Here is a 12,912-nt window from a genome sequence, read left to right on the forward strand (position 1 = left end):
CCCCACCGGACGCGGACCCGCACGGCACGAGGCCGTAACTCCGCGAGCGGGGGGAGGAGCGCCCAGGCCCGTGCTCGGCGAGCGCAGCGGCAGGCAGAAGCGTGACGACCAACGGTCGTCACCCACCAGGAGCGCAGGCAGACGGCCAGCGGCCGTCACTACCGGAACGGAGCGGGGTAGCGCCGAGCCGTGCTCGGCGAGCGCAGCGGAAAGCAGGAGCGTGACGACCAACGGTCGTCACCCACCAACGGTCGTCATCCACCCAATGGTCTTTACACACCGACGGTTGTTATCCACCGGAGCGAGGATGGCCCGCGTTTGACGGCCAGCGGCCGTCACTACTGTTCCGCTACCCGGTCGTGACCAGGGACCTGTCCAGGGCGGGGCGGGATGGCAGTGCAGGACCGTCTGTTCGCATGGATGCGAACAGCGAGCCCCCACGGACGGGTTCACGGCGTGTCCTGCACTGCCGTCCCGCCCGGCCCCCCACGATCCCGCAGCGTTTGACGTTGACGTTGACGTTGACGTTGACGTTGACGTTGACGGCCAGCGGCCGTCACTACCGGGTCATGCGCGCGACAGTGCCAGCAGGCGCTCGGCGATCTTCTCCAGCGGCAGCTGTTCTTCGGCCGCGCCGAGCTTGAACGCGGCGCCGGGCATGCCCCATACCACCGACGTGGCCTCATCCTGCACCAGCGTCGGGGCGCCGGCCTGGCGCAGCTGCAGCAGCCCGCGCGCACCGTCATCGCCCATGCCGGTCAGGATCACCCCGATCGCATTGGCGCCGGCACTCTGCGCCACGGACTGGAACAGCACGTCCACCGCCGGCTTGTGCCGGTTCACCGGCGGGCCGTCGTCGATCCGGCAGCGCCAGCGCGCACCATCGCGGATCACCCGCAGGTGCTTGCCACCCGGTGGCAGGTAGGCGTGGCCCGGCAGCACCGCTTCGCCATCGCTGGCTTCGCGCACGGCCATCGCCGAATGACGGTCCAGGCGCTCGGCGAATGCCGTGCTGAAGGTCGCCGGCAGGTGCTGGGTCATCACCACGGCGGGCGCATCGGCGGGCAGGCCTTCCAGGACCACGCGCAGCGCTTCGGTACCGCCGGCCGAAGCGCCGATGGCGATCAGGCGGTCGGTGGTGCGGAACTGCGAGGGCCGCGGCGCGATCGGTGCGGCCGGCGATGCCAGCGTGACCTTGGCTGCCACCGGCGCGCGCACCAGTGCACGCACGCGCGAGCGCGCGGCGGTCTTCACCTTCTCGATGATTTCATCGGCATAGCCCTGCAGGCCGCGCGTCACATCCAGTTTCGGCTTCGACACGAAATCCACCGCGCCCAGTGCCAGCGCCTGCAGCGTGGTATCGGCGCCGCGCTCGGTCAGCGATGAAATCATCACCACCGGCAGCGGATGCAGGCGCATCAGGTTTTCCAGGAAGGCCAGGCCATCCATCCGCGGCATTTCCACGTCCAGCGTGATCACGTCCGGTGCCAGCCGCTTGATCTTCTCGCGGGCCAGCAGCGGGTCGGCGGCGGTGCCGACCACTTCGATGCCGGGATCGCTGGCCAGGATCTCGCTGAGGATCTGCCGGACCACGGCCGAATCGTCCACGATCAGTACGCGACAGGGTTGTTCCAGGCTCATTCGAACAGCTCCACGCCGCCGGTGACCGGGGCTTTGGACAGGCGGGCACGCACGGCCGATTCGGTCGCGGCCACTTCGGCTTCGTGTGCATGCGGCAGGCGGTTGACCACCACGCGGCCGCTGTCAGCGAAGAACCAGATCTTGCGCGGATGGATCCCGCACAGATCCTCGGCGACGATGGGAATGTGCTCGGCCTGCAGGTACTGGCGCACGAATTCGGCGTTGCGCGTACCCACCGGGTTGCTGGTGAAGCCCTTCAGCACGTTGGCGCCGCCGAACACCTTGGCTTCCAGGCGCTTGCGGTTGGCGCCGCGCTTGAGCAGGTCGTTGATCAGCAGTTCCATCGCGTAGCTGCCGTAGCGCGCGGGCGCGCCGTCGCCGACATTGCCTTCCGGCAGCAGGAAGTGGTTCATGCCGCCGATGCGCAGCACCGGGTCGCGCAGGCAGGCTGCCACGCAGGAACCGAGGATGGTGGTCAGCGCGGTGTCATCGTCCACCACCAGGTACTGGGTGGGCAGCAGCTTGGCGGCGGTGACCTTGAAGCGGCTGTCGTAGTAGCGCATGACATCGTCTTCGCGCAGGGCGGCACTCACGTCGGTGCTCCCGGTGCGCGACGGTACAGGGTCCGGCCGCACGGCTGGATCAGGTCGGCGGCATGCAGGTAGTTCTCGGAGTGCCCGGTGTAGAGCATGCCGTCGTCGGCCAGGTGGCGGACGAGCCGGCCGAGGATGTCGCGCTGGGTCGGCTTGTCGAAATAGATCATCACGTTGCGGCAGAACAGGGCAGTGAACGGGCCGCCGATGTCGAAGCGCGGTGCGAGCAGGTTGAGCGGGCGATAGTCGATCAGTTCGCGCAGTGCGGGCACCACCCGGCACTGGCCGTCGTTGGGTCCTGTGCCGCGCTGGAAGTAGCGGCGTTTCATGTCCGGGTCCAATCCCGCCACGCGGTCGATCGCGTAGACGCCGCGTGCGGCGGTGGCCAGCACCTGGGTATCCACGTCGGTGGCGACGATGCGCACCGGCGGCTTCAGCGTGCCGAAGGCTTCGCAGGCGGTGATCGCGATGGAGTAGGGCTCTTCACCGGTGGACGCCGCGCACGACCACAACAGCAGCGGGTTGGCGCTGGTGGCGGTGGCGGCGCGTGCCTTGAGCTCCTCGCGCAGCTTGTCGAAGTGGTGCGGCTCGCGGAAGAACGCGGTGAGGTTGGTGGTCAGCGCGTTGGTGAAGGCCTGCCACTCGTCATCGCCGCCGTTTTCCAGGTGGTCGAGGTACTGCTGGAAACTGCGCATGCCCAGCGCACGCAGGCGCCGCGACAGGCGTCCGTACACCATGTCCCGCTTGGCCGGTGCCAGGGCGATGCCGGCGCGTTGGTGGATGAGTTCGCAGACGCGGCGGAAGTCGCGGTCGGCGAAGTCGAACTCGCGGGTGTCGGTGCGGATGATCGGGGAGGCAGGCAGGGTCACGGGGGGTGTCCAGTGCGGGTACGAAGGCGCGGGGAGGTGCCCGCGCCGTTGCGGATCAGAATTCCTGCCAGTTGCCGTCGTCCGGCGTCTGCAGCACGCGCGGGGTGGGGGCTGGACGCGCCGCTGCACGTGCCGGGGTGCGCGCGGGGCTCGCCGCCACGATCACCGGACGCTCGATGCGGGCGGCGACCGCACGTACGGCGGCGTCCACCTGGTTGTCCAGGCGGAAGATCGCCACGGCATCGGCAAGCTGGGTTGCCTGTTCTTCCATCGCGCGCGCCGCGGCGGTGGCTTCTTCCACCAGTGCGGCGTTCTGCTGGGTGGTTTCGTCCATCTGCACCACGGTCTGGTTGACTTGTTCGATGCCGGCGGACTGCTCCTGCGACGCGGCCGAGATCTCGGCCATGATGTCGGTCACGCGCTGCACCGAGGCGACGATCTCGCCCATGGTGGCACCGGCCTGGTGCACCAGCGCCGAGCCATCGGCGACCGTCTCCACCGACGCGTCGATCAGTCCCTTGATCTCCTTGGCTGCCGCCGCCGAACGCTGCGCCAGGGTACGTACTTCGCTGGCGACCACGGCGAAACCGCGGCCCTGTTCGCCCGCGCGCGCGGCTTCCACCGCGGCGTTCAGCGCCAGGATGTTGGTCTGGAACGCGATGCCGTCGATCACCGAGATGATGTCGGCGATCTTCTTCGACGAAGCTTCGATGGAGGTCATGGTGGTGACCACCTGGCCGACCACCTCGCCCCCCTGCGAGGCCACGCCGGCCGCCCCGATCGCCAGCTGGTTGGCCTGGCGCGCGTGCTCGGCGTTCTGGCGCACGGTGGAGGTCAGTTCCTCCATCGAGGCGGCGGTTTCTTCCAGGTTCGCCGCCTGCTGTTCGGTACGGCGCGACAGATCATTGTTCCCGCTGGCGATTTCACCGGCCGCCAGGGTGATGCTGCTGGTCGCGCCCTGGATCTGGCCGACGATCCGGGTCAGCTGGATGACCGTGGCGTTGGCATCGTCACGCATGCGCGCGAACACGCCCTGGAACTCGCCGTGCATGCGCGCGGTCAGGTTGCCTTCGGCGATGGCCGACAGCAGCGCGGACAACTTGCCGAGGTTGTCATCGCTGACGGCCATCATCGCGTTGAGGTTTTCCACCATCGCGCGGAAATCGTGTTCGAACGACGCCGCATCGCCGCGCTGGCTGAAGTCGCCGGCCGCAGCCGAGGCCGCCAGGCGCTTGATCTCCGCGTTGATGCGGCCCAGGTTGGCCTTCACCGCATCCACGGTGGTGGTGATGGCGGCCTTGTCGCCGGGGTAGCGGGCGATATCGGCGCGCAGGTCGCCGATGGCGTACTGCTGCACCACCGCCAGCACGTCATGCAGGGTCTGCACGTGGCTGCCGACCAGCGTGTTGGTGTCACGCACCATCTGCCCGTATTCGCCGGGCACGCTGCTGGCGTCGATGCGGTAGGCCAGCTCGCCGGCTTCGTGGCGGCGCGCCATCTCGCGCTGGCCGCCGATCACCGCGTGCAGCTGGTCCTGCATGCGGCCCATGCTGTGCAGCAGACGGCCGGGTTCGTCATGCGGCTGTTCGCCGATGGCGTTGTCCAGCTTGCCGGCGGCGATGCCTTCGGCCACCAGCGTGGCCTTGCGCAGCGGGGTGGCGATGCGGCTGCCGATCACCCAGCTCAGGGCCAGCACGACCAGCACGACGATGCCGCCGGTCAGGGCCATGATCAGGGTGAAGGTCCACGCCTGGGCCTGCACGTCGTCCATGTAGACACCGCTGGTGACCACCCACTGCCAGGGCGCGAACATGTGCGCGTAGGTGACCTTGTCGATCGGCTTTTCCGCGCCGGGCTTGTTGGTCTGGTAGTAGGTGTAGCCGCCGCCGATGCGGGCCATGCCGACCTGCAGGTAATACAGTGGCACGCCGTCGACGGAGGTGTAGTCCTTCTGCACGCTGCCCACGCGCTCGGGCTTGAACGGGTGCATCAGCAGCACATAGTTCGTGTCCAGCACGTTGTAGTAATAGGCGTTGTCCTGCGCCCGCATGGCATCGATGGCCTGCAGGGCGGCGGCCTTGGCGGCCTCTTCGGTCAGCTCGCCGCTGGCGGCCAGCTTCTGGTAATGGCTCAGTACGCCCTCGGCCAGTTCCACCTGCACCGCTAGCGATTCCTTGCGGGTCTCGGTCAGGTCCAGGTACTGCATGCGCGCAGCGACGATGGACAGTGCGATGACGCCGATGGCGATCAGCACGGTGAGCAGGTTGAGCTTGCGGCGAACCGGGAGGTTGTCGAAGTAGCGATGCCAGCGTTGCTTGAGCGTCATGGAGCGGGACCAGAACAGGGAAGGGGGCGCGGATCTGCCGCGTCATCCGTGTTATCGGCCGCGACGGCGGACAATTGAGCGCCGAAGATGCAGGCGGTAACGCCACAGAAGACGGCCAGCGGCCGTCACTACCGGGATGGCGGTAGCGCCGAGCCATGCTCGGCGAGCGCAGCGGCGGGGGAACAGCGTGACGACCAACGGTCGTCACCCACCGCCTTCGCCACCCATCGCCGCAGAAGACGGCCAGCGGCCGTCACTACCGGGATGGCGGTAGCGCCGAGCCATGCTCGGCGAGCGCAGCGGCGGGGGCGACAGCGTGACGACCCACGGTCGTCACCCACCGCGCAAAAAAAAGGCCGGGCACGAGGCCCGGCCGTATCCGAAGACGCAGACGGATCAGAACTCCTGCCAGTCTCCATCGGCCAGCTCGGTTGCCGGCTGGCGGCTGGCCGGGCGGCGCGGGACGGACGGGCTGGCAATCGGTGCAGCCGCACGCGCACGTGCCGGTGCCGGGGTGTCGTGCTGCAGCTCGGCCTCGTCCAGGGTGAACACCGAAACCGCCTCGCTGAGGTGGCCGGCCTGTTCTTCCATGGCGCGTGCGGCGGCGGTGGCTTCTTCCACCAGCGCCGCGTTCTGCTGGGTGGTTTCGTCCATCTGCACCACGGTCTGGTTGACCTGCTCGATGCCGGCCGACTGTTCCTGCGAGGCAGCGGAGATCTCGGCCATGATGTCGGTCACGCGCTGCACCGAGGCGACGATTTCGCCCATGGTCGCGCCGGCCTTGTGCACCAGTGCCGAACCATCGGCGACCTTGCCGACCGAGTCGTCGATCAGGCCCTTGATCTCCTTGGCCGCTGCAGCCGAACGCTGTGCCAGTGTGCGCACCTCGCTGGCGACCACGGCGAAACCACGGCCCTGTTCACCGGCACGTGCGGCTTCCACCGCAGCGTTCAGCGCCAGGATGTTGGTCTGGAAGGCGATGCCGTCGATGACCGAGATGATCTCGGCGATCTTCTTGGACGAGGTCTGGATGGCCGACATGGTGGTGACCACCTGGCCGACCACCTCGCCACCCTGGCTGGCCACGCCGGCCGCGCCGATCGCCAGCTGGTTGGCCTGGCGGGCATGTTCGGCGTTCTGGCGCACGGTGGAGGTCAGTTCCTCCATCGAGGCCGCGGTTTCTTCCAGGTTCGCCGCCTGCTGCTCGGTGCGGCGCGACAGGTCACTGTTGCCGCTGGCGATTTCACCGGCGGCCGAGTTGATGGCGCGGCTGGAATGCTTGATGCGGGTGACGATGCTGCTCAGCTGTTCGGCGGTCGCATTGGCGTCGTCACGCATCTGCGCGAAGACACCCTGGTAATCGCCGTGCATGCGCGCGGTCAGGTCACCGCGCGACAGCGCGTTGAGCAGCTGGGAGATCTGGTCGATGCTCGATGCGTTGGCATCCAGCAGGCCGTTGATCTGGTTGGCCAGCTGCAGGAAGAAGCCGTCCTTGCCTTCGCTGTCCACGCGGTCGGTGAGGTCGCCGGCGGCCGCGCGGGCGATGACCCGGGCCACTTCGGCTTCAACGGCGGCTTCCGGGGTGCGGTCGCGCCATTCGGTCACGTGGCCGACCGTTTCGCCTTCTTCGTTGCGGATGGTGGAGATGACCTGGGCGAACTGTGCCTGGCCGTACTGCACTTCGCGGCGGGCCACGCCGTTGCGCTCCAGTTCGGACAGCACGGCCGCATCGGCCTTGCCGCCCACTTCCAGTTCGGCGACCGGGCGGCCGACCAGCGGCGCTTCGACGTCGAAGTCCGGCAGGTCCTTGCGCACTTCGGCGGCATGCTCGACCAGCGACTGCGCCAGCGCACGGTTGGCGTAGACGATCTGCTGGTTGGCATCGCTGAGGAACACGCCGGTGGAGCTGTAATCCAGTGCGGTGCGGATGCGCAGGTTCTCGCTGGCGATGGCCTGGTCGCGTTCGATGCGTTCGCGCAGATCGCGCTGCATGCGCTGCATGGCCTGCATCAGGTCGCCCACTTCATCCGAACGCGAGGTGTCGATGTGGCCGTCGAGCTTGCCGCTGGCCACTTCGTTGGCCACGCTCACCGCGCCGCGCACGCTGCCGACCAGGGCACGGGCGAACAGCCACACCAGCACGAAGCCGAGCGCGGCGCCACCGAGCAGGGCGATGATGATCAGCGTGGCGGAGGTGGCATAGGTGGATTCTGCCTGCTCGCGCGCAGCGCGGGCCAGGCGGTTGTCTTCGGCGATCAGCGTTTCCAGTGCAGCGGCCGAAGCGCGGTGCTTGGTGCGCGTCTCACCGACGAACGTATCGATGGCATCGTCGGGCAGCTGCAGTTCCAGCATTTCGCTGACCGAATCGTAGGAGGCGAGTGCGCCGTTCCAGTCCTTGACAAAGGTATCGAACAGGGCCTTCTGCTGCGGGTTGTCGACCATTGCCGGGTAGGCTTTGATCGAGGCATCCAGCTGCTTGCGCAGGTCTTCGGCGCGGGTGTGTGCTTCGGCCTTGACGTCATCGCTGGCGCGGATCAGCTGCTGGTAGGCGGAGTTGCGGTATTCACCCAGCATGCCGCGCATTTCGCCTGCCATGCGGATGCTTTCCATCCGCTTGCCGGCCAGGTCGGTGGTCACGTCATTGAGCGAGTGCAGGCCACGGTAGGCCACGATGCCCTGAAGCAGCATCACCAGCAGCAGCACACCGAAGGTGAGCAGCAGCTTGGGCATCAGTTTGAGGTTGTTGATCCAGGGCATGGGCGTTGCACTCTCCAAAGGCGGACGCGTCCGGGCCACCATGGCCCGGGTGCAGCAGCCACGCCGGCCGTGCCGGCGTGGCAGGACAAACCGGTCTTACTTGATGTCGGCCAGCTTCAGGCCAGCCGGCGAGCTGACTTCGATTTCAGCACGCGAGGCGTCGCGCTCGATCTTGCCGATCACGCACACGGTCTTGCCTTCCAGCGATTCCAGCGGGAAGCTGAACTTGCCGCGGTTGGCGCCGGCGATGCGGGCCGAGAAGGTGTGGCGCGGGAAGGCGCCGCCCATGTACAGGAAGGTCGGCGAACCTTCCGAGCCTTCGGCGAAGCGGGCCTTTTCGACCTTGCCGCAGACCATGCCTTCCTTGCCGACCTGGCGCGGGGCCATTTCCGGCGGAATCATGGCCGACTGGGCGGAGGCGGTCAGGGCGGTGGCAGCCAGCAGGGTGGCCGATGCAAAGGCGAACAGGGACTTCATCTACAGGTACTCCAGTAATGGGGATGGGGATCGGGTGGCCGGCCTGGTGCGTTCCGTCGCGGGCGGTCCTTGAATCCCCTATCGGCCGTTGCAGATGGAACTGAAGGATTTTGTTTCGATCCGCTGCAATCAGGCAGCGGCTTCTTCGGCCACTGCCGGCTGGCCCATGTCGGCGCTGTCGAGCAGGGTTTCGATGTCCAGCAGGATCAGCATCCGGTCGTCCTGGGTGCCGATGCCGGAAATGAAGCGGGTATCGACCGCGGCGCCGAACTCCGGCGTCGGGCGGATCTGCTCGGCGGCCAGCGGGATCACGTCGGACACGCTGTCCACCACGATGCCGACCACGCGGTCTTCCACGTTCAGCACGATCATCACGGTGAAGGCGTCGTAGCGCGCGTTCTCCAGGCGCAGCTTCAGGCGCAGGTCGATGACCGGCACGATGGTGCCGCGCAGGTTGATCACGCCCTTGATGTAATCGGGCGCATCGGGCACGCGGGTGACCGCGTCGTAGCCCCGGATCTCCTGCACCTTGAGGATGTCCACGCCGTAGTGCTCATCGCCGAGGGTGAAGCTGAGGAACTCGCCGCCGGTATCGGCGTGGGCCTGGTTCTTGTCGTTCATCGAGGGTGTCCTGGGTGCCGTGATTGCCGGTCTCAGGCTCGATATCGGCGGATCCGGGCGGGACTTTAGGATCCCGCTGTCCTGCTGGTTACAGCTCGCCGTTCTTGCGGGCGCTGCGCTGGCGGTCGATGCGGAAGATGTAGCGCTGGATGGCGCTGTCGCCGCCGCGCGGCAGGCGGTCGAAGCGCAGTCCCACGCGCGTCACTTCGCTGCCGTTGGGCAGCTTCTGCAGGCGCTCGTTGCAGGCGATCAGGCTGACCTGCAGGTCAGGCCCATCGGGCAGGCTCAGTTCGGCGTCGTAGCGTTTCTGCAGTCCGAACACGGCGTACTCCGCGGGCAGGGTGACCGCCAGTCCGCCGCCGCTGATGTCCACCACGCGCATCGCCAGCCGTTCCGGGCGACCGTCGGCGGCCGGCAGCACCAGCTGCGGGGAATCGGTGATCGGGGTCTCCAGGCGGTACATCTCGCGGCGCTGCAGGTGCACCATCTCGTCCGGCAGGGTGGTCCGGAACGCGACGTGGCGGCCGTTGTCCAGGCGCTCGATATGGTCCACGCGGAAGCGCACCAGCACCCGGTCGAGCTGGGCAAAGCACAACAGGTGGCCGGCCGCTTCGGCGGCACGGTTGGAGGCCTCCTGCGGGCTGCCGTCGAGCAGCAGCTGGTCCAGGTCCTCGTCCAGTTCCAGCACCGCGGTGGGGAAGCTCTGGTCGCGACCGCCGATGTGGGCGTTGATCAGTGACCGCTGGTCGATCAGCTGCCTGAGCAGCTGGCGGATCTGCAGCGGATTTCGCACCAGGAAGCGTTCATCGGCGCTGTCGTCGTGCGCGGTGGGGTGATCCTGTGCTGCATCGTGGCTGCCTGCGGACATCGGTTCTGCGTTCGAGTGCGGGAAAAACCGTGACGTAGGACACGGTGGTATTCCAGCATATCGGCAAGATCCTGTTTTCCTGAACCCCATTACAGCGCCCCGCTGCAGGGCGCCTTGGATGGCTGCATCGGTTGCGCCGCGCCGTGCGCGCAACCAGGCGATGACGGCCAGCGGCCGTCACTACCGGCCGGGGTCAGCCCGCCAGCTCGCGCAGCCGCCGCATCACGGCGGTTTCGCTGCCATCGTCGTGCAGCCGGAAGCGCGCCACGGCCTCGGCAAGCCCCGCTGCCTGCGATCCCATGGCATGGGTGGCCGCGGTCGATGCTTCGACCAGGGCGGCGTTCTGGCGGGTGTTGGCGTCCATCTGGGTGATGCTCTGGCTGACCTGTTCGATGCCGGCACTCTGTTCCTGCGATGCCGCGGCGATCTCGGCCATGATCTGGTTCACCTGCTGCACGGACTGCACGATGTCGCGCATGGTCGAGCCGGCGCGCTGCACCAGCGTCGAACCGTGCGCCACCTTGTCCACCGAGTCTTCGATAAGGCCCTTGATCTGCTTGGCCGCTTCGGCCGAACGCTGGGCCAGTACGCGCACTTCGGAGGCGACCACCGCGAAGCCACGGCCCTGTTCACCGGCACGGGCGGCTTCCACGGCCGCGTTCAAGGCCAGGATGTTGGTCTGGAAGGAAATGCCGTCGATCACCGAAATGATTTCAGCGATGCGACGCGAGGCGTGTTCGATGTCGCTCATGGTGGTGACCACGTTGCCCACCACCTCGCCGCCGGAGGCCGCCACGTCGGCCGCGTCGCTGGCCACGCGGTTGGCGGTGCGTGCATGTTCGGCGTTCTGCCGCACGGTGGCGGTCAGCTCTTCCATCGTGGCGGCGGTTTCTTCCAGGCTCGCCGCCTGCTGTTCGGTCCGGCTGGCAAGGTGCCCGTTGCCCTGGGCCAGGCCGGCAGCGGTGCCGTTGATATGGGTGGACGCGTCCTGGATGCTGCCGACGATGCTGGTCAGCTGGGCGATGGTGGCGTTGGCATCGTCGCGGATGCGGCCGAACACACCGTGGAAATCGCCTTCCATGCGTGCCGTGAGATCGCCCTGCGACAGCGCCGACAGCAGCGCGGAAATCTGTTCGATGCTGGTGGCGTTTGCATCCATCAGGCCGTTGAGCTGCTGGGCCAGCTGCAGGAAGAAGCCCTCCTTGCCTTCGCAGGCCACGCGGCCGCTGAAGTCACCGTTGGCGGCTGCCTGCACGATGCGTTCAAGCTCGGCTTCGACCTGGGCTTCAAGCGTGCGATCAGCCCATTCCACCACGAAGCCCTGGCGCTCGCCCTGGTCGCTGACGATGGGGTTGACGATCAGGCGCAGCAGCCGGCCACCGACGCGGATCTGTGCGCGGTAGGTGGTGGACAGCGTATCCAGCAGCTTGGCCTGGTGGGCCGGGTTGCGGTGGAAGATGTCGATGTTCTGGCCGATCAGGTGGCTGGCATCGAACTGCGGCAGGTCCCGGCGCAGGTCCGATTCGGCCGCGGACAGCATCTGCTGCAGCGGACGGTTGACGAACACGATGTTGCGCTCGCGGTCGGCGATCATCACGTTGGTGGTGACATCGTCCAATGCGGTGCGGATGCGCAGGGTGTCGGCCAGCGCGGCCTGTTCGCGCTCGCGCCGCTGCAACAGCTGGGTACTGGTCTGCACCAGGGTGCGCGCCAGCGAGTCGGCCGGGAACTGTTCGGCCTGGATGCCGGCGGGCAACGGCTGGTCGGCAGCCACGCCGCGCGCCAGTGCGGCCAGTTGCCGCGGGTCGTGGCCGAGCAGCAGCAGCTGGCGGCGCATCTGGATCGCCATGACCGACAGCAGCGCGGTTTCGACCACGACGTAGCTGGCATGCAGGGCGAGGATGCCGATGCCGCTGCCGGCACTGAACACCGGGTAGGGCAGGCCGCGGTGTTGCAGGTAGAAGAACAGCACGTGGTGCACGGCGATGGCCGCGGCAGCCACCACCAGCGGCAGCCAGTCGCGGTAGTACAGCAGCAGGGCGATCAGCACGATCACGGTGAAGTGGGTTTCCAGCAGGCCGCTGGTCTGGTGGATCAAGGTGGCGGCCTGCACCATCCAGGCCAGCGCGACGGTGCAGCGCGACAAGCGCGTGCCCGGCAGCAGGCGAACCTGCGCGGCGACGACCAGCAGGGTGGGCAGGCTGATGGCCAGGAACGGGGTCCAGGCACCGGCGCGCAGCGCCAGCCCCATCGACACCAGCGCCAGCAGGCCGCTGACGCCCAGGAACAGGCGATCGGCTTCTGCCGTCAGGACCTGCAGGAAGGGAAGTTTTTCGTGACCTGCGAACGAATCCGCGGTACGTGGCGTGGTGGACATGCGCAATGCTCCTTCTGGCATGAACAGCGGCTTGGTGATTCAACGGCGGTCGGTGGGGGCGACGCACAGGGGAATGGGAGAATCGGCGTGCTGGTACCACAGCGCCGGTGCTGCCCAGCCCATCCAAAGGCCGAGCAACAGCAGGCCGACCAGCGCGCGGGGGAAGCGCTGTCGGGGCACGGCGACGTCAGCGGAAGCGTCCATCGGCAGACCGGGCGGTGTGGTGAGTCCAGTAACGGCCGTGACGGGACGAACTTGACCTGTGCGTGATGGGAGTGTGACGGCGCGCACGGATTGTCCCGAAATCATGGCGCTGCGTTCCGGTGCTGGGCCGGGCGGTGGGGCTGATCGGGGGACGGCAGAAGCCGCATCCTGCGGGCCTC

The 12,912-nt window shown here is 67.7% G+C and carries 10 protein-coding genes; all 10 read right to left on the bottom strand.

The genetic code is table 11. The features are described from left to right. Positions 1-567: 567 nt before the first annotated feature. The gene (locus tag ABB28_RS07280; protein ID WP_057508001.1) at positions 568-1,641 is read right to left on the bottom strand and encodes a protein-glutamate methylesterase/protein-glutamine glutaminase; all 1,074 of its coding nucleotides are present in this window, start codon (positions 1,639-1,641) and stop codon (positions 568-570) included. Further along, positions 1,638-2,234, bottom strand: coding sequence for a chemoreceptor glutamine deamidase CheD (cheD, locus tag ABB28_RS07285; protein WP_042611992.1), 597 nt, complete (start codon positions 2,232-2,234; stop codon positions 1,638-1,640). Before cheD ends, ABB28_RS07280 begins: the two co-directional genes overlap by 4 nt. Further along, positions 2,231-3,103 carry a CheR family methyltransferase gene (locus ABB28_RS07290; protein ID WP_057508002.1) on the bottom strand — a complete coding sequence of 291 codons (873 nt, stop codon included), beginning with the start codon at positions 3,101-3,103 and terminating at the stop codon, positions 2,231-2,233. Before ABB28_RS07290 ends, cheD begins: the two co-directional genes overlap by 4 nt. A gap of 55 nt (positions 3,104-3,158) precedes the next feature. After that, on the bottom strand, positions 3,159-5,429 hold the full coding sequence (locus tag ABB28_RS07295) for a methyl-accepting chemotaxis protein (RefSeq protein WP_057508003.1): 2,271 nt from the start codon (positions 5,427-5,429) through the stop codon (positions 3,159-3,161). Positions 5,430-5,825: 396 nt separating this feature from the next. Next, positions 5,826-8,186 carry a methyl-accepting chemotaxis protein gene (locus tag ABB28_RS07300; RefSeq protein ID WP_057508004.1) on the bottom strand — a complete coding sequence of 787 codons (2,361 nt, stop codon included), beginning with the start codon at positions 8,184-8,186 and terminating at the stop codon, positions 5,826-5,828. 96 nt (positions 8,187-8,282) lie between these two features. After that, positions 8,283-8,663 carry a hypothetical protein gene (locus ABB28_RS07305; protein WP_057508005.1) on the bottom strand — a complete coding sequence of 127 codons (381 nt, stop codon included), beginning with the start codon at positions 8,661-8,663 and terminating at the stop codon, positions 8,283-8,285. A 129-nt stretch (positions 8,664-8,792) separates the two neighbouring features. Continuing rightward, positions 8,793-9,284, bottom strand: coding sequence for a chemotaxis protein CheW (locus ABB28_RS07310; protein ID WP_042611989.1), 492 nt, complete (start codon positions 9,282-9,284; stop codon positions 8,793-8,795). 88 nt (positions 9,285-9,372) lie between these two features. Continuing rightward, the gene (locus tag ABB28_RS07315; protein WP_057508006.1) at positions 9,373-10,152 is read right to left on the bottom strand and encodes a flagellar brake protein; all 780 of its coding nucleotides are present in this window, start codon (positions 10,150-10,152) and stop codon (positions 9,373-9,375) included. 193 nt (positions 10,153-10,345) lie between these two features. Further along, positions 10,346-12,529 (bottom strand): methyl-accepting chemotaxis protein, encoded by a 2,184-nt coding sequence (locus ABB28_RS07320; RefSeq protein WP_057508007.1) that lies wholly within the window; start codon positions 12,527-12,529, stop codon positions 10,346-10,348. Between the two features lie 39 nt (positions 12,530-12,568). After that, positions 12,569-12,733: a hypothetical protein gene (locus tag ABB28_RS18120; protein ID WP_161809860.1), complete on the bottom strand. Its 165-nt coding sequence runs from the start codon at positions 12,731-12,733 to the stop codon at positions 12,569-12,571. Between the last annotated feature and the right edge of the window lie 179 nt (positions 12,734-12,912).

The organism is Stenotrophomonas chelatiphaga, from assembly GCF_001431535.1.
In the GTDB taxonomy this organism is placed as follows: Bacteria; Pseudomonadota; Gammaproteobacteria; order Xanthomonadales; family Xanthomonadaceae; genus Stenotrophomonas; species Stenotrophomonas chelatiphaga.